At 50.1% G+C, this 18,909-nt stretch carries 15 protein-coding genes and 1 tRNA gene; 7 read left to right on the forward strand and 9 right to left on the reverse strand.

All coding sequences use genetic code 11. From position 1 onward, the window contains the following. The 6 genes from EGI20_RS00780 to EGI20_RS00805 form a co-directional block, all read right to left on the reverse strand. The coding region (locus EGI20_RS00780) for an aminotransferase class V-fold PLP-dependent enzyme (RefSeq protein ID WP_498628836.1) at positions 1-357 on the reverse strand (357 nt) is incomplete at its 3' end. Between the two features lie 25 nt (positions 358-382). After that, positions 383-826: a PaaI family thioesterase gene (locus EGI20_RS00785; RefSeq protein WP_124735838.1), complete on the reverse strand. Its 444-nt coding sequence runs from the start codon at positions 824-826 to the stop codon at positions 383-385. Then, the gene (locus EGI20_RS00790) at positions 823-1,293 is read right to left on the reverse strand and encodes a PaaI family thioesterase (protein ID WP_498628837.1); all 471 of its coding nucleotides are present in this window, start codon (positions 1,291-1,293) and stop codon (positions 823-825) included. Before EGI20_RS00790 ends, EGI20_RS00785 begins: the two co-directional genes overlap by 4 nt. Then, complete coding sequence (gene gyrA / locus EGI20_RS00795; RefSeq protein WP_498628839.1) at positions 1,290-3,917, reverse strand: DNA gyrase subunit A; 2,628 nt, start codon at positions 3,915-3,917, stop codon at positions 1,290-1,292. Before gyrA ends, EGI20_RS00790 begins: the two co-directional genes overlap by 4 nt. Positions 3,918-4,047: 130 nt before the next feature. Beyond that, entirely contained in the window at positions 4,048-4,791 is a 744-nt protein-coding gene (locus tag EGI20_RS00800; RefSeq protein ID WP_124735835.1) for an amino acid ABC transporter permease, read from the reverse strand. Between the two features lie 57 nt (positions 4,792-4,848). Then, positions 4,849-5,661: a basic amino acid ABC transporter substrate-binding protein gene (locus EGI20_RS00805; RefSeq protein WP_498628841.1), complete on the reverse strand. Its 813-nt coding sequence runs from the start codon at positions 5,659-5,661 to the stop codon at positions 4,849-4,851. A gap of 130 nt (positions 5,662-5,791) precedes the next feature. Here EGI20_RS00805 and EGI20_RS00810 point away from each other — a divergent pair, with 130 nt between their 5' ends. The 6 genes from EGI20_RS00810 to EGI20_RS00835 all read left to right on the forward strand — a co-directional run bounded on the left by EGI20_RS00810 (position 5,792) and on the right by EGI20_RS00835 (position 10,991). Next, positions 5,792-6,238, forward strand: coding sequence for a hypothetical protein (locus EGI20_RS00810; RefSeq protein WP_498628843.1), 447 nt, complete (start codon positions 5,792-5,794; stop codon positions 6,236-6,238). A 54-nt stretch (positions 6,239-6,292) separates the two neighbouring features. Then, positions 6,293-6,368 (forward strand) — tRNA-Thr (locus tag EGI20_RS00815). A 71-nt stretch (positions 6,369-6,439) separates the two neighbouring features. Further along, on the forward strand, positions 6,440-8,218 hold the full coding sequence (locus tag EGI20_RS00820; RefSeq protein ID WP_498628845.1) for a tyrosine-type recombinase/integrase: 1,779 nt from the start codon (positions 6,440-6,442) through the stop codon (positions 8,216-8,218). A gap of 93 nt (positions 8,219-8,311) precedes the next feature. Then, positions 8,312-8,947 carry an ORF6N domain-containing protein gene (locus EGI20_RS00825; RefSeq protein ID WP_498628847.1) on the forward strand — a complete coding sequence of 212 codons (636 nt, stop codon included), beginning with the start codon at positions 8,312-8,314 and terminating at the stop codon, positions 8,945-8,947. 138 nt (positions 8,948-9,085) lie between these two features. After that, positions 9,086-9,526, forward strand: a complete 441-nt coding sequence (locus EGI20_RS00830) for a hypothetical protein (RefSeq protein ID WP_498628849.1) — start codon at positions 9,086-9,088, stop codon at positions 9,524-9,526. Between the two features lie 889 nt (positions 9,527-10,415). Further along, complete coding sequence (locus EGI20_RS00835) at positions 10,416-10,991, forward strand: recombinase family protein (RefSeq protein ID WP_498628851.1); 576 nt, start codon at positions 10,416-10,418, stop codon at positions 10,989-10,991. Between the two features lie 1,107 nt (positions 10,992-12,098). Here EGI20_RS00835 and asnB read toward each other — a convergent pair. Both asnB and EGI20_RS00845 read right to left on the reverse strand, forming a co-directional pair. After that, positions 12,099-14,111, reverse strand: coding sequence for an asparagine synthase (glutamine-hydrolyzing) (gene asnB / locus EGI20_RS00840; RefSeq protein ID WP_498628853.1), 2,013 nt, complete (start codon positions 14,109-14,111; stop codon positions 12,099-12,101). An 83-nt stretch (positions 14,112-14,194) separates the two neighbouring features. Further along, positions 14,195-15,475, reverse strand: coding sequence for a nucleotide sugar dehydrogenase (locus EGI20_RS00845; protein WP_498628854.1), 1,281 nt, complete (start codon positions 15,473-15,475; stop codon positions 14,195-14,197). A gap of 548 nt (positions 15,476-16,023) precedes the next feature. Here EGI20_RS00845 and EGI20_RS00850 point away from each other — a divergent pair. Then, positions 16,024-17,115, forward strand: a complete 1,092-nt coding sequence (locus tag EGI20_RS00850; RefSeq protein ID WP_498628856.1) for a hypothetical protein — start codon at positions 16,024-16,026, stop codon at positions 17,113-17,115. A 272-nt stretch (positions 17,116-17,387) separates the two neighbouring features. Here the strand turns inward: EGI20_RS00850 and EGI20_RS00855 are convergent, their stop codons facing one another. Further along, the gene (locus tag EGI20_RS00855) at positions 17,388-18,908 is read right to left on the reverse strand and encodes an oligosaccharide flippase family protein (RefSeq protein ID WP_498628858.1); all 1,521 of its coding nucleotides are present in this window, start codon (positions 18,906-18,908) and stop codon (positions 17,388-17,390) included. Position 18,909 lies beyond the last annotated feature (1 nt).

The following is an 18,909-nucleotide window of genomic DNA, read 5'->3' on the forward strand; positions in this document are numbered from 1 at the left end:
CACCACATTGACCTTACCAAAACGTGAGGCTTCCTTGATAGCCAGCTTGGACCAGTGCCCGGTATTCACGTAATCGGCCGAGGCTTTGCCCGCCAGCAGATTCATCGGCACCATGGCAAACTGCTGCGAGGCCCCGCCTTGTAAAAACAGCACCTTATAACCCGCCGGCACCGCCATCAACTGCCTGAGATCCTGCTCGGCATCATGGATGATTTCCATGAATTCGCGTCCGCGATGGCTCATTTCCATCACCGACATGCCAGAGCCATGCCAGTCCAGCATATCGGCCTGCGCCTCGGCCAGTACCGCATGCGGCAGCACCGCAGGACCTGCAGAAAAGTTGAACAGCTTTGTCATGAACCGCTTCCTTTGTCTTGTCGGTTTAGCCGGTCGCGAGCAAGAAGTGCGCGCGCGCAACGGCCACAGGTTGGGCCCGGTCTTCCTGCCAGGCTTCAATCAGTACATGGGCAACCCGTTTGCCCTGCTTGGTAATTTCACAACTGGCATACAGCGTCTGCGCCCGCCCCGAGCGCAGATAGTCCAGCGAAAAGTCGACGATTTTCGGCGCCTCCAGCGAGTCCCGATTCCACATCAGATGGATCAACGCCGCATTTTCCAGAAAGCCGCCAATCAAGCCGCCATGCAAGGCCGGCAACATGGTGTTACCGATATTGCGTTCATGAAAAGGCAAGGAAAACAGCAATCCATCTTCGCCAGACTCGCTGAACTCAACCCCCATCAACCGGGCATAGGGAATGGCATCAATCACACCAACACAATCGCCGGCATCACGCAAAGCAGCAAAACGCTGCATAAACGCGCTCATGACTTATCCCCCTCGTCCACCATCGGCACCCGGCTGGAGCCTCGCATAAAAGTCGCCACACCGTGGGCGATAGGCAGATCGATACTGTCCTGATAACAGATGGCGCGGGTAAAGGCGATCTGTCCGGCCAGGCGGTAACACTCGGCCGAACAAAAAATAGGCTGCCCAGGTTTGGCAGCCGTCAGATAGTCGATACGCAGATCCAGCGTGGCGATGGTTTCATAGTCAGACAGATTGGCGGTCACGGCCATCGCGCTGGTGGTGTCCACCAGCGAGGTAATCACCCCGCCGTGGATCACGCCACTGGCCGGATTACCGACCAGATCTTCACGCCAGTCTATCCTGAGTGTGGGTTTGCGCCCTTCGACACCCACCCACTCCATGCCCAGTGTCTGGCAATGCGGCAAGGACACGAAGAGTTGCCCCATCGTCTCCAGTACTTGCGGATTGACGGGGCCGAGACTCATTCCTTAGCGCCTTCTTCGGTGCTGTCGCCTGCCACGGTCGCATCAGGCGCATCCACACCGTCTTCCAGTTCGGCATCCGCCTCTACATCTGCCTCGGCGACCTTCTCCAGACCGATCAGCGTTTCACCTTCGTCCAGATTGATCAGACGCACACCCTGCGCTGCCCGGCCGGTTTCGCGCACCTGCGACACCTTGGTACGAATCAGTACACCGCCGGTGGTGATCAGCATCACGTCGTCGGATTCTTCCACCAGTGTCGCAGCCACCAGCTTGCCGTTACGCTCGCCGGTATCGATGGCGATTACGCCTTGCGTGCCGCGGCTGGTCAGGCGGTAATCGCCGACCGGCGTACGCTTGCCGTAACCGTTCTCGGTGGCGGTCAGCACCTGCTGCTCTTCAGCCGTGGTCACCAGCAGCGAAATCACCTGCTGGCCATCCTGCAAGGCCATGCCACGGACACCGGTCGCGTTACGCCCCATGGCGCGCACGGCATTTTCGTTGAAGCGCACCGATTTGCCGGCGTCGGAGAACAACATCACCTCGTCGTCACCGCCAGTCAGCGCCACACCGATCAGCTTGTCGCCTTCGTCCAGATTCACCGCGATGATGCCGGAAGTCCGCGGTCGGGAGAAATCGGTCAGCGGTGTCTTCTTCACGGTACCGTTGCCGGTCGCCATAAAGACATACTGGTCTTCGCGGAACTCTTTCACCGGCAGCACCGCATTGATGCGCTCACCCTCGGCCAGCGCCAATACGTTGACCATAGGCTTGCCGCGGCTGGTACGCCCACCCTGCGGTACGTTGTACACCTTGATCCAGTAACAGCGCCCCAGACTGGAGTAGCACAACAGGAAGTCATGGGTATTGGCAACAAACAGGGTTTCAACGAAGTCGGCATCCTTGGTGGCTGCCGCCAGCTTGCCGCGGCCACCGCGACGCTGACTCTGGTAATCACCGACCGGCTGCGCCTTGATGTAACCGGTGTGCGAAATCGTGACCACCATATCCTGCGGCGTAATCAGGTCTTCGATATTGATATCGGCACCGAAAGGCTCGATCTCGGAGCGGCGCGCATCCCCAAACTGGGTTTTGATCGCGTTCATCTCGTCGGCAATAATCTGATTCACCCGCTCCGGATGCGCCAGAATATCGATCAGATCCAGAATCACGTCCATGATTTCGCGATACTCGCCAACGATCTTGTCCTGCTCAAGCCCGGTCAGACGCTGCAAACGCAGCTCCAGAATGGCCTGTGCCTGGATATCGGACAGATGGTAGCCATCGTCTTTCAAGCCGTATTCCGGCGACAAGGTTTCCGGACGCGCCATAGTCTGATCGACACGCGCCAGCATGTCCTCGACCAGCGACGAGCGCCATGGACGTGCCATCAGGCCGGCTTTCGCCAGAGGCGGCGCCTCCGAGGCCTTGATCAGCGCAATGATTTCATCAACATTGGACAGGGCAACGGCCAGGCCTTCGAGAATATGCCCCCGGTCACGCGCTTTTTTCAGCTCGAAAATGGTACGGCGGGTGATCACTTCACGGCGATGGCGCAGGAACTCGTCCAGCATCTGCTTGAGGTTCAACAGGCGTGGCTGGCCATCGACCAGTGCCACCATATTCATCCCGAAGCTGTCCTGCAGCTGGGTCAGCTTGTACAGCTGGTTGAGCACCACCTCGGGCATTTCGCCACGCTTAAGCTCGATCACCATGCGCATGCCGGATTTGTCCGACTCGTCACGCAGATCGGAAATGCCTTCGATCAGTTTTTCACGCACCAGCTCGCTGATACGCTCCAGCAGACGCGCCTTGTTGACCTGGTACGGCAGCTCGTCGACGATAATCGCCTGACGGTCGCCCTTGCCGATGTCTTCGAAGTGCGCGCGGGCACGCATAATCACGCGGCCACGACCGGTGCGGTAGCCTTCCTTGACGCCGGCCACACCATAGATAATGCCGGCCGTCGGAAAGTCCGGCGCAGGAATGATGTCGATCAGCTCGTCGATGGTGATCTCGGCATTGCCAAGCAAAGCCAGGCAGCCGTCAATGACTTCATTCAGGTTATGCGGCGGGATATTAGTTGCCATGCCGACCGCGATACCCGAACTGCCGTTAATCAGCAGGTTGGGGATCTTGGCCGGCATGACCAGCGGCTCGTGTTCCGAGCCGTCGTAGTTGGGGCCGAAATCGACGGTTTCTTTTTCGAGATCGGACAAGAGTTCATGCGCGATGCGCGCCATACGGATTTCGGTATATCGCATGGCCGCAGCGTTATCGCCGTCGACCGAACCGAAGTTGCCCTGACCATCGACCAAGGGATAACGCAGCGAAAAATCCTGCGCCATACGGACGATGGTGTCGTATACAGCGGTGTCACCGTGCGGGTGATATTTACCGATCACATCGCCGACAATACGGGCGGACTTTTTGTAGGCACGGTTCCAGTCATTGGAAAGCTCGTGCATGGCAAAAAGCACCCGGCGGTGCACCGGCTTGAGGCCGTCACGGACATCCGGAAGCGCGCGCCCCACGATCACGCTCATGGCGTAATCGAGATAGGAGCGACGCATTTCTTCTTCCAGGCTGACCGGGATCGTTTCCTTGGCGAAAAGCTGATCTGTCATGGGTTAGCGCACTGTCTTCTTTTGATGGCAATAGAGGGTCATTCTACCATGGCAACGCCCCTGACGCATGCCACAGCCAAGCAAAAGGCCAGCGCAAGGCCGGCCCGGGTGCAACAATGACGCAGTTAACTCAGCGCGAGGCGAGCTGATAGTGCTTTTCCAGCCGGGACAAGCCCCAGGCCATCAACATGGTCAGCGCCAAATACATAAACGAGATGGTCAGATACGGCTCCCAATAGCGCGAGTACACCCCTGCCACCGTACGCGCAGCAAAAGCCAGCTCAGCCAGACCAATGGCAGACACCAGCGACGAATCCTTAAGCAGCATGATCGCCTCATTCCCCAAAGGCGGCAACATACGGCGAAACGCCTGCGGCACAACCACAAAGCGCATAGCCTGACCATAAGTCAGCCCCAGCGAACGCGCAGCCTCGACCTGCCCTTTGTCTATGGACTGGATACCTGCACGGAAAATCTCGGTAATGTACGCACCCGCGTTCAGCGTCAACGCCAGCAAACCGGAAATGAAAGCGCCGTAATTCTGACGGATTTCGCGCGCCAGATCTCCATCAATCAGCAGACCATCAACCGGATGGATCAAGGCCGGCATTAAAGCGAAATGTGCCAGCAGGATCTGGACAAACAAGGGTGTACCACGGAAAAAGGTCACATAAGCCGTGGCCGGCCATTTGACAAAGTACTCAAGGAAAAACCGGGCAAAACCGTGCGGCGCCGATGCCAGGCGCGCCATTCCCATAAACAAGCCGATCAGGCTACCAAATACCACCGCAATCAAGGTGATAACCAGAGTCATCACAGCGCCGTCGATAAACAGCGGTGCGTACTCAACAATCATTCCCCAACGCATTTCCATACTCTTCTCCGAGAGTGTACAGGCCGGCACAAACACCATACCGGCCCTCAAACCTAATTACTTGGCACCAAAGTACTTGGCGTGAATCTTGTCGTACGTCCCGTCAGCCTTGATAGCCTGAATGCCTGCATTCAGCTTGTCCAGCAAGGCCTGATTACCCTTCTTCACCGCCATACCGTAAAACTCCGGCTGGAAGCTCTGGGTATCCTCAACCATACGCAGATTGCTGCTCGGGTTATTGGACACATAGTTTTGCACCACGCCATTGTCACCGACTACAGCCTGCACACCACCGTTCTCAAGCTCCTTCAGTGCTAGCGGCGTACTCTCGAAGCGCTTGATATCGACACTGGTCTTACCCAGCAGGTTCTGCACCACCTCGTCGCCGGTCGTACCCGTCTGCACGGCAACCTTCTTGCCCTTCAGATCCTGAAAGGACTTGATCGTTTCCCCGCCCTTGCCGGTTGCAATCAACTGGCGCGCCTCAAAATAAGGCGAAGAAAAATCCATCGACTGCTTGCGCTCATCGGTAATCGTCACAGAGGACACAATAATGTCGCGATCTCCCTGCTCCAGCGTGGCAAAAATACCCTCCCATGGCGTATTGATGACCTTAACCTTGAATCCGCCTTTTTCAGCAACCGCATTCAGCACATCCATATCAAAACCGACCACCTCACCCTTATCGTTCTGGAACTCGAAGGGCGCATACGCCGCATCGGACCCCACCACATAGGTTTTCACTTCGGTGCTCGCTTGTGGCGCGCTTGCGCCACCTTGGGTTTGAGCATCCTGCTTCTGACCACACCCCACCAGAAACAGCGACCCCATCAACAAGGTTGCCAGAACACTTCTTCTTGTTTGCTTCATCTTCTATGCCCCCTCAGGTTTGGTAACATAACAGAGCGCAACGGCCCTGCGTGTTACTATAACAACGTGTCCATCACATAACAATGCATTGGCATAACATTCCAACATTCACTCAAATATCACCATTTCCATGCTTCTCCGTACTTTTTTTACTGCCCTTATATCGCTCGCCCTACTCAGCCCCTTTACCACCCTAGCAGAAGACCTCCCTCTGCCGGGCGATACACAAATGACGTACAGCACAAAACGTGCCACTACCCCGCAAAAAAAGCCCACCCCCTCCCTAACTCGCAAGGCTACTGACAAGCACAAAGCCAGTAAAACCCGCAGTATCAACACGCGCAAAGCCAAAGCAAAAAAGCCTGCCCAGCAACGTACAGGCAAGCGTGTAAGCAGCAAAAAACGTGCTACGACAACAAAAGCAAGTAGCAGGACGCAGCTTTCTCCACACAAAAAAAGCACGCTCAAAAAAACCCGGGCATCAAGCAAACGTAAGCTCGCCGGCGCGGCCAAGGGCAGCAAAAAACAGCTGGCACACGCCAAAGCGCGCAAAAAAACAAACACCAGAAAAAAATAAAACAATTATCGGGCTTGCCAAATAAAAAAAATCAGGGCATAATTCTTCACCTAAGCCGACTTAGCTCAGTTGGTAGAGCAACTGCCTTGTAATCAGTAGGTCACCAGTTCGATTCCGGTAGTCGGCACCACCGTATGTAAGTTGTTGAATAGTAACAATAGTTCAACGACTCTAAGGCTCCCATGCCCAGAGTGCTCCAAAATGATCCAACCGAAAGGCGATCATCAAGGAGTCCACGATGGAACCATGGGAGCCTTTTCATTTGGTCAAAACAGTAGCGCTAGCAGCACCAACGACCTCCCCTCCCTCAGCTTCAAGCCCGATGAGTTCGCCCAGCACCTGAGGCTTCGCGGTTCAACCTACTATTTCCGACAGGTCTTTCCGAGACTTGGAGAAGTCACCCTGAGCCTTCGCACAGGCGACCGTAGGACTGCCAAGGGTCTTTCCAGTAAAATAAGCAGATCCTTATCCGCAAGATTCATTACCGCAACGACCATGCCCGCCAGCAGAAATACCCAGCAACGACTAGAAGAAATCCTTAGGGAGCTTCGGGAAGATGCCAAAGACACCCTTCGCACCTGCATAACGGATGAGCACGAAGACCCGCACTCCGTCCAAGAAGTCTATACGTCAGTCCTTCAGCGCATACAACATGGCACTGGGGAACCTGAAGACTTCATCAAGTGGCACGCACAACTGGAATACCTCAAGGCCATGAAAGCCAAGATGGACGGGAACGCCATACCCATGGTCAAACTCGCCACCCAAGGGGCATCAGGGCAACTTCAGGAGCTTCTTGAAGCCTATACACCAGCAGCACCACAGCAAGCACCAGCGCCAGTTACAACCCCTGCATCAAGCCCTAGCAGCGACCACGCAGACGGCTATACCTTTGCCCAACTGACCGAGCAATATATAGGCGAGCAAAAGCTGAAGGGTAAATGGTCTGACAAGAGCGAGCTTGAAGCCGAAGCAGCCATTCGGGTACTGATTGCCCTCGTCCCTCCCCAGCCGGTCGATACATTGACCCGCAAGGACTTTGTGCGTGTATCGGAGTTAATCAGCAACTTCCCTGCTCAGGCCAGCAAGCGATTCCCAGATGTAAGCGACCTCATGCAGCTTGCACTAATGGAACACGCCCCCAGTGCCCTGATGAGCATCACCACACAGAACAAGCACACGAACCGACTATCGACCATTCTCAAGTGGGCAGAGATAAACGGCCTCATCAAGAAGAACCTTGCAGAAGGATTAGGCAAGGCAGATACCGGCAGAGCCTCCGAAGAACGGGATGCCTTCACCAATGATGACCTGCGCTTGATCTTCAAATGCATAGCTGACAAACGCACCCCGAAGCCCGTCAAGCGAGGCACAGCAACCTTGCAGGAATTCCACTATTGGATTCCCCTACTGGGCTACTACACAGGCGCAAGGGTCAATGAGATAGCCTCACTACGCCCTCAGGACATTCGAAAGATGGATGACGTGTGGTGCATAGACATTTGCCAGCAGAACGATGGCACCAAGAAAACAAAGTCCAAGGCCGGAGACCGTATCGTCCCAATCCACCCTGAGCTATTGCGCCTCGGACTGGTCGAGTACGCCCTTGAAGCAGCCATGCAGGGAAACTCCAGGCTGTTTATGGAGCTGAAGATGACCCACAACGGGTACGGGGGCATGGTCTCCAACTGGTTTAACGGCCATCCCGATAAATCGCACAGCATGTACCTACGCGCAGGCGTAAAGGGTGACAACCTGTCCTTCCATTCCCTCCGACACTCGTTCACCACGAACATGGAAAGAGCCAAAGTGGAACCGATCACGCTCAAGCGCCTTGTAGGACACAGCATGGATGACATGACCTATGGCCGCTACAGCAAGGGCATTGACCCCATGATGGCCTTCGAAGAACTCGCCAAGTTACCCAGCCTCAGTAGCGACATCTTGGAACCTTTCGAAGCATGGCGAACACGCGCATAACCTGAGGGCGCAGGTGCGCTGATTTGAATGTTTGTGGTCTACCACCCGAGAAAACCACGAAGATTCATTTTGAAGCGCACCAAGATCAACCACATGCAAAACCTCAAGACCATTACCGTAAACGCCGTGACCTTGCCCCAAGTGACCTACAAGGGGCTGCCTGTAGTGACCGCTGGCGCGATTGCAGCTATCCACCACTTGCGGGACGCTAGTAACGTTCGAACAGCCTTTAACCTTAACAGGGCGCGTTTTACGGAGGGTCGAGACTACTTCAAGCTATCCCCTGCTGAAGCTAAGGAACTGGGCTTTGTACATACCTCTACAAAACTTGAGGGAGTAAAACTAACCCAAGATTTTACATTCTTCAGGTATGCAAGCGCGGGTATGGTCTTGTTTACGAAGGCTGGGTATCTGATGCTGACCAAGACCTTCAGGGATGATACCGCGTGGGCTATTCAGCGCCAGTTGGTCGATTACTTCACCCTAGAAGCCTCTACAAAGCATTCTGATGTACGCAGTAGAGTCTACCAATCACCGGCACTAGCTGGGATCGCCCTACAGGATACCCCTAGCTTGCCCGATGGTGACCATCTACGCACTGCTATGGCCTTGCCGGTAAACCGCATGGCGACCCTACAAGAAGCCACTACAGGCGCTTATCAGAAAGCTGATGCCCTGCTGCATAGCTTGACCCTAGTTAATTACGCGCACCTACAGATTAAGGGATGACTTGAAATCGACTCATGGCCTTTCCAGTCTGTCAAGTTTTTATGGGTGGTTATTAGAGGGGATTTGAGACGGATTGAATTAAGTAACACATGAGGCAGAAGGAACTCACTCATCACTTACTTAAGGGAACTCATACCAATGACTGCAACCACTATCACCGTAGCCGCAACGACCACCACCAAGAATCCTAAGGGCGCAGGCCGCAAACCGATCATCTTCAACAATACATATACGGCTAAGGCCATACGAATCATTAAAACTAGCGGAGCAAATCATACCCTCTGCCGCATTGATGACGTAATCACTGGCGCGTGCAATCTCGACCTTAGAGGAAATACCCGGCCAATTCGCAAAAATACCCTACTGACAATCCTTATGCGTCTTGACTTTATCACCTCAGAAAGCGTTGCCGAACTTCTCCAAGTATCACCTGCACATGCTAGAGATTTGGCAGCACTTGCACGAGTTTCATCCGTTGCCATTCGAAACACATTAGATAAATGTCAATGGGTCATACCCGAAGATGATGAGTTCGACTATCTCGCCCCTATGGATCGCTTCGATAGAGAACTACATTAGCCCTAGAAGCCGCATCGGCCAGCCTTTTTAATTACGCGCACCTATATAAAAGGGCAACAAAAAGATATTCAGAATTCCCTTGGATTGTCAAGCACATACAAGTACCTCCAAGGGCTTCGAAGAAATTTAATTAAGTAACACATAAGGGAGAAGACCCATCAAGTCATACCCTTAAGGAAACCTTCAAGGCACTATAAGGCACTAGGAAGCAGGTATAAGGATAAAGATACGAATGATAATGAGAAAAGAGAATACTAGAAATAACCTTTAAGTAAACTAAACACACCTATAGGGTGATTGTTTTCTTACCACATACCAAAGACCAGCACAATAGAAACCGATAATAATTATTGCATAGACCAGATAGTAGGGTCTTCAAATGAATCCCTTATCAGGGGGATGATTTCATCATTATATCCCCTCGCCTTAGAGCAGCCTTCAATAAGCGTCAGAGAGTAATATAACGAGGTCTCCTGAATTACTCGGATCACACATGCCTCCTGCATGTCACCTTGAAAATACTAGGGAAAAATCTTTGAACCCATATCTAGTAGAAAGACCGCAGGACTCCCCCCTGTACCCCTAGCCGTAGACCAGTAGCAGGCATCAGATCACCCCAAGGCCGCTAAGACACTCTTGCAGGGTCATGGAAGCATGGCATCACAGGGCGCTACAGGGTCAGCCATAAGGCCACGACAGGGCACTCTTGCAGGGTCATGGAGGTGAACCAATGCTTACACGGCAGTCGCCCTTCAAGGTGTATCAAAAGGTTCTCCTTACGGACACCCCACTAAGCAGCCTCCTATGCATGCACTAAAGTATCTTTGCAAATTATGTACATGTACGTTATTGTGCAGCCACCTTATGCAACATCTTGGAGGCACTTCACATGACGACCATCGCTTACCTTCGCGTTTCCACAGATGATCAGACCGTAGCTAACCAGCGCCTACAGATCGAGGCGAAGGGCTACAAGATCGACAGGGAGTTCTCGGACGATGCCATCAGCGGGTCTACAAGTGCCTCTGAGCGCCCACAGTTCAAAGCCATGCTGGACTACCTCCGTGATGGAGATACGCTTGTAGTGGCCGCTATTGACCGTCTAGGACGCAACACGATTGATGTACTGCAAACCGTAGAGACTCTAAGGAACAAAGGCGTGTCTGTGATAAGCCTTCGGGAGTCATTCGACCTGACCACGCCAACAGGCCAGATGATGCTAACTATGCTTGCGGGACTAGCTCAGATGGAAAAGGCGATTATTGCCGAGCGTAGGGAAGCCGGTATGGCACGCGCTAGGGCAGAAGGTAAGCACATGGGCAGACCAAGGGAAACGCCTGTAAAGGCCATCCTTGATGCACTACATAGCAACGGGGGGAATGTATCGGCAACGGCAAGGGAACTCGGAGTATCTCGGGCAACAATAATTCGCGCTAAAAGTACAGGAGGCGCTCTGATGCTTTGATAAAGCTCAAGGCTCAGACTGGAAGGCAGGAGAATATCTTCGATCCACTTGCGAGGCTTTATCTCCTCAACGCATGAACACGCTTGAACAACTTTGAAACGACCGCTAGAAGCAGGAAGTATATCGACAGCTTGATTAGCGGTATCCCATAGAAGCAGTGACAACCTATCCCTATGCTCAACTAACCCTTGTCTACCCTTAATCGCCTCTAGTGCTAGCTCTAAGTAAGCTAACATATGATTATCATGATCGTAGTCGCCAAATAAGTTCAAGTAAAAAAATCCTCTTTGGACGTGCCAGGGATGCTCTATGTCTGCTTCAAGCATCCTTTTTACGAGGGAGGACTACCCCTCAATCAATAAACTTAGGTCAAACAGCAGCGCTACAAGTCTTTACATTTGTCAACTTTTTTCATCCCTTTCCGTGAAAACTTGTTTTTGACAATGCTTGCAACAGTAACAACAAAAAATGCAGTTCTGCACAGCGCTTCCTCGTACCGTTCGGAGTGTATCGCCTCCAATATGTAAATAAGTTGTATTCGTTTAGAGCGTGCAGCCTCAATAACAGCCACAACAAGACTCCAGAGATTCAGCAAAACAGTTTTCAAACACCCTCCTAGAAAGAAGCAGGAGGGGAAGACCGTTTCGTTTATTCAGTGGCTGATGGCACGTCACCCTATCAACCACTACATGTATGGTAACACAAGCGAATCACACACCACATATGCGAGACAAAAACATCATGGCCGTTGTTGCGGAAATACAAATTTACAAGAAAAGTGCGATACGGCAGATGCCTATTTATTAAGCAGATTCACATCTGTACTTCCCCGCTTTCGGCAGGGCTTTGCTACGAGCCGTCAGTTGTTAAAACACATCAACACAAAAGCCTGATGCCCCTTCTTGACGCATGCTCCAAAGCAATACAAAATCACCCAATCGCATAACATTTACCAATAAAATCATATGCTTAAGTCGTCTCCGGTAGTCGGCACCAGCATTCACAGGCCTTACAGCAATGTAAGGCCTGTTTCATTTTCTATACGACCTACACATCTAAACCCTCTTATCTCTACAACGTAAATACACCACCGCTCGTTTTTATACACTACGACACAGACGCAGGCTGCGATGAAATAGCTCTGCTCATTTCCTTAGTCTGCATATGCTCAAGCCAAGCCTGAAACATCAAAACATTCCACAACTGCAAGGGCCAATGACGGCGTCCGGAAAGATGTTCTTGCCACGCAGTACGCACCAACTCCACATTAAAATACCCTTCAGCCCGCAAGCGCTGCTCATCCAGCAAAGCTTCTGCCCAAGCACGCAAAGGCCCACGCAACCAGGCTCCAACAGGAACACTAAAACCTTGCTTAGGCCTATCTATCAGTGACGCGGGGACATGGCGATACAATATCTGACGCAGTATCCACTTGCCTTTCCCTTCTCGGATTTTCATGGACAAGGGCAGTCTCCAAGCAAACTCAGCTACTCGATGATCCAGCATCGGCACGCGAGTCTCTAGGCCAACCGCCATTGCAGCACGGTCTACCTTGACCAACATGTCATCTTGCAGATAAGTCTGACTATCTATTGCCATCATCCAATCGACGAATACCCGATCGCTGCTCGGCTTATTACCAAATAAAGTTGAAGGCTCTTCAGATTGCAACACAAGCTGTGATGGATTCTTCCATATAGACATCACACCACAGTACAGATCCTGAGGACTTGACGCCTCAAAGGAGTCTGCCATTTTGTGAAGCTTGTCCCCCAAGTGCGCCATCTTGAGCGAACTTGGCAATATCGGTTTTAACCAGTCATTCAAACCATCCCACCTGGCAACAGGTATGCCAACCATACCACGTGCCAACCAATGCCGGGTTGAAACAGGTAGCTTTTGCAGCTTCTGCTCGACCTTCTGTACCCATTGATAACGGTTATAACCACCAAACAATTCATCCCCTCCGTCTCCTGACAACGAAACCGTCACCTTTTGTCGCGCAAGCTGGGCAACCAGAAACGTCGGTATCTGCGATGGATCTGCAAATGGCTCATCGAATATTTCTGGCAACTTGGGAATGATTTGCAAGGCAGTTTCTGGCTTTACATAAAGCTCAGTGTGATCCGTACCTAAATGCAGTGCAACATTCTTCGCATAAACTGCCTCATCAAACTCGTTCTCCGCAAAACCGATAGCAAATGTTTTGACCGGCCGTTGACTCTGAGCCTGCATCAAAGCCACCACCGTCGAGGAATCAACACCACCAGAAAGAAAAGCGCCAACAGGTACATCCGCCAGTTGTTGTTGACTGATAGCTCGCGTAAGCACCAACTCCAGCTCATCGATAGCTTCGGCCTCATTGCCGATAAATGGATTACGCACCCCTGCAGCCATTGCTTCATTTACCGTCCAATATGGCTGCGAACGTGAAGACCCTGCATGCTCATTATTTTGATTTGGCGAAATGGTCAACATATGACCTGAGGACAGCTTTGCCATACCACGGTATATAGCGTAAGGAGCAGGAACATGACCGAAGCGCATCATCAACGCTAATGCATCCCTATCAATTTCAGATCTAAAACCTGGAAATACAACACACGATTTCAGCTCAGACGCAAAAATTAGACTATGACCTTGCCAACCATAGTAAAGAGGTTTTTCACCATAGCGATCACGCGCCAATATCAGCTCATGCTGCTGTCGATCCCATACCGCCAAGGCAAACATACCGACACACTGGCACAGCATGTCTTTAATTCCCCACCTTTCAAATCCTGCCAGCAGCGTTTCAGTATCGGAGTGCCCCCGCCATGGTAAAGAGCACCCGGCAAGCTTCTCAATCCTCTCCCTTAGATCAAGATGGTTGTAAATCTCACCATTGAATACCATTACATATCGACCACTTGGCGACGCCATGGGCTGATGCCCTGCCGGGGATAAATCAAGAATAGATAAACGCGTATGTCCCAACGCGATACCCTGCCTTGCATCCATCCAGTGTCCGCGGTCATCCGGGCCACGATGTTTTAACTGCGCGGTCATCACATCAATACATACCTCACCCGTACCGATCTCAAAGCCGCCTTGCGTAAAAAATCCAGCAATTCCGCACATAGTTTTTACCCAACCTTTGTGATTCGATGCCTAGCAATGAATGACGACACACCCAACTGGCGCCCCTTCTATTCCCAAGAACACTACAGGCGCCATACCATCAAACCGGCTTCATACAACGCAGCCGAATCAAACATAGACTTGACATCAATTACCACACCTCCTTTGACGACGCGACCAGACAGCACCTCCAAGGCCAACTCGGCATACTGAGCATGGGCAACGGCAGCAACCAATACATCTGCACATGGCAATTCGTCCCAGCATGTGAGCTGTAATCCATATTCAGCCTGCACCTCAAGTGGATTTGCGTATGGGTCATGAACATGTACCTCCATCCCATAACTTTGCAACTCATGAATTATATCAATGACTTTTGTATTTCTAACATCTGCACAATTCTCTTTGAACGTTAATCCAAGTATCACTGCACGAGCACCTTTTACATAGCGCCCTGATGCAATTAATTTTTTTACGGCCTGTTCTGCAATATACTTACCCATACCATCATTGATACGGCGCCCAGCCAAAATGACCTGAGGGTGATAACCCATCATTTCCGCCTTATGTGTCAGATAATATGGGTCTACACCGATGCAATGCCCACCAACTAACCCTGGGCTGAATCGCAAAAAATTCCACTTAGAACCGGCAGCCTGCAATACCTCATGCGTATCAATCCCTATTTTGTCAAAAATAATAGCCAATTCATTCATTAATGCAATATTCAAATCACGCTGGGTATTCTCTATCACCTTGCAAGCCTCTGCAGTTTTTATGGAGCTACAACGATGCACGCCTGGCAGCACGATAGACTCATATAAATATGCAACTTTTTCCAGCGTTTCTGGACTATCACCAGATACTACTTTAACGACAGTGGTTAGCCTATGCTCACGATCACCGGGATTGATACGCTCAGGCGAGTAAGCTACATTAAAGTCAACCAACCAGCGCTTTCCCGATGCCTTCTCGAGAATTGGGATACAAACTTCTTCAGTCGCACCAGGATAGACAGTAGACTCATAAATAATGATTGCACTATTTTTCATATGAGTGCCAACCAGTAGGCTGGCACCAGAGAGCGGAGAAAAATCGGGAATATGTGCCGCATCCACAGGCGTAGGAACGGCAATAATAATAAAGTCCGCCTCAGATAATATGCGAGGATCACTCGCATATTCCGCATATACAGCCGAATCCATCTCAGCATCGGATAGTTCGCGAGATGGATCCTGACCACGTCGACAGCTGGCAACTTTTGACTCGGAAATATCAAATCCAATGGTACGCATATGTTTGCCAAATGCCACCACCAGAGGCAAGCCAACATAGCCAAGCCCAATAACAGCAACGACAGCCATAAACCCTCCTTATTGAAACCATGAGAATCATAAAGAATGCGCGCTATCTTCACCAAGAAGACAGGCTCACATACGGCAACTCATTGCTATCAAAAGACAGCAATAAAATTAAACACCAGCTTAACTATATAAAAAAGGCACGACAGACAGCTCTAAATGCATAGTAGAAAAAATCACCATGACATTCAAGAAAATAACTTCCCTATCAATGAAATTAAGTTATTAAATTCTATTTAACTAGTTAAAATATAAGTGATTTTGTATATAAAAGCACTAGAACTAATGCATGCCAGATGAAATTGGATCAGGAACAAAGTACCAATAGAAAAAACTATAAAAATTGCATGCATAAAGAATTTTTTATTTCGCATTAAAAATGCAATGCGGACTTCACCCCAACGTAAAGCCTTGCCAGGCCTAGTATTCGGTAGATAACCCACTCCACCAGCACCCCCCCATTTTTTTGAAGGGCTAGCACCACCGTATTAACATCATGAATTTAAACGTATAATCTTCGCATTCAAGAGTGGATGTAGCTGCTTTTGTTCTTGAAAAATCAAGCTCATATTCCCTTACGAGAAGATCAACTTATGAAATTACCCAAAATCACTATCGCAATTTTATTAAGCACCCTCCTGGGAGCTTGTGGTGGCGGCGGTAGTTCAAGCAATCAAACAGAACAGCCACCAGTCAACCCGGAAAAACCTGAGATACCGGAACCCCCAGTTGACCCTGACAAACCTGTCATACCAGAAATACCAGTCGACCCTGAAAAGCCACAACCTCCCATCATCCCAGACCCTAGTACTAATGTTTTTGTCGCCAAAGCTCCTTATGCACCAACAATAGGAAATACCAAAGTTGGCGTTGACATTGGAGCATCTCATATCACCTATGACTTTAGCGGCCATTTACCATTCTACAACACCGCTATTAATCGTTCGGATATTCATACGGTTAACACATGGAACCCTAGCACGAATAGCTCACAAGTTGTACAAGGACATTCACTGTCAAATAGCGGGGTTGCTGGTCGACTATTCCGTCAAGGCGGATATATGGGGATAGGGGTTATCGCAGGCGATGGTATTGTCGAAGAAAAATTACGCACTCAAGTCAATGCCTTTCCTATTCCAACACGCAGGCACTTCCTTTGGGAACTTAAATTTAAAGTTGGTGGCCGCACTCTTGGTTCACCATGGCATATGGCACCAGCAGGTGAGTCACCTGCCACAATTTGGCAGTTAAAAACACCTAGCTATGGTCCAACACTACTGATGGGGCTAGATACAGACCCGAAAAATCCAAGCAAGCTGTCCATCAGTTTTGATGCCCGAGTCAATCCTGCACAAGGCGGTGTCTCTATCGGAGGACTGGGTGGAATTGACCCATCAGGAGAAAATGATGTCAAGATCGAAGCTTTTCTAGATGAACGAGAATCCTCGCAAGGAGGGAAAGGTTTTCTTAAAATAACAGTCAATGGTGTCGTGGTAGTCAACAAAAATGGGCCTGTCGTTCAAGCAGGTGCAAACTATCCATACAACTGGTCAATGGGTATGTATCTATGGAAAAACACCCAACCTCTTTCCTATGATCGTTTTATTTATTACAAGACAGCAAGATTGGTCGCACTCAACTAGAGCTACATTTTCTCGCCACCAGTAGCTATAAAATGTTCCCGAAAATAAAGCATCATAGAAATAATTTCACTACGAATAACAAACTAGGTTTGCTCTACATTGCGCCACGGTCTTGCCTGCAGAACAAGGCCGTGGCGTTATTTATTCCCAATAAAGGGACAATAAGCATATAGCCTGAAATATTTCCCACTAAACATCGTGATAAAAATATGGCTTCCTCACTCACCAACAAAGACCAAGAGCAATTTTAATTATTTTATACTTATTAATACTTACCAGACAAACACTCTAAACTTAAATAAATCATTAATCATAACATTCTCTTCACGACTGAATGGCTTACAAAGCCAAGCCACAAAAAGAAAGCCGCAAAATACTAATAATGATATTATGCCTATCTCAAAAATACCTTGCCCGACTGGCAATATCCAGCCCAAAATAAGTGCGCACATGAATGAAAAAATCAATCGCACGCCACCATGCACATCTAATGGATAAGCATACTTAATCCGCAGCTGAAATATTATATAAACTGCAAAAATAGCCTGTCCGATCACCATGGGAATAATAGCGGCCCAGATACCAAGCCCCCAAAAAAACAAAAACATACTCAACGGAACCACCCATAATCCAGACAAGGCAGCACGCACACAGAATCTTTCTTCTGTAAGAATCTGCGCCATCACCTCCAGTAGTGCACGTTGAGACAGAGGAACCAACATCAGCATGCATGAAGCTAGCAGATATCCATCTCCGGTAAACTTTCCACCGGAGATGGTAAAAAGTAATTCACTGCTATGTGTTGCAACGAGGGCAAGCAGAGGCAACAAAAAAAACAGATTTAATTTTGAAGCTATATTTACATTACGAAATAAACTACTGCAATCGGTTGTGTTGGCATAAGCTGCGACCAGCTTGGGCTGGATCAGGCTAAAAAACATGGTAACCGGCAGATAACGCCGTATTTGACTGATAAGATTCAATATAAAGCCAAAAACTGCTACTGCCTCCAGACCCAAAAACCGCTTGACCAAGAGGATAAAAACCGTCTCACCATAAAGCATCGAAACCAGCATAGACGTATACAGCCGAAAACTTGAACGCCACATGTCCCACCACTTAGGCTCATGCCACTCTGCAGCCTGCGCTCTACTACGTAATGTGAGCAGAAAACGAACTAGGCCTACAGACGACACCAGTAAACCTGCTAGCGAAGCAAACAATTCAAGCAGCACTACTTGCATCAAGTCCAGATTGCCTATCGTATCCAGCAGCAAAATTCCTCCGACCAAGACAGATAACCTGCTAACCAGGCTTACCCGCACCAGAGACTGCATCATCATCGACGATAGCGTCTGATCACGCAGCAACCTGGCAGTTCCTTCGATCACCCCCACCAATAAATATACTTTGGCGGCGGCCAAATGAGACCCTAGGCCAAAATCAACACCTGAAAACTGCAACACAGCCAACATTAACAGTGCAACAAGTGTGGCCATACCAGCATAACAACCAACCTGACGGGCAACCAGCAGGCTCAGCCTTTTCCCCGATGCCTTGAGCATGAACTCCGGCAGGAAACGGATACCCAATGCATGCAACCCCACATCGGAAAAGCTTAACAATAACTCCATAGCTGCCACAAAGGTGACATAGACGCCGTACTCAATCAGTTCCAGCTTCCGCACCAATAGCAACAGCAAAAAAAAAGTCAGGCCAGCAGAGATTGTCTTGCCCGCCAGAAAATGAGCAGCATTGCGCTTAAGATTGGCAACTGAATAGACATCCACCATC

This window comes from Aquitalea sp. S1-19, from assembly GCF_024343515.1.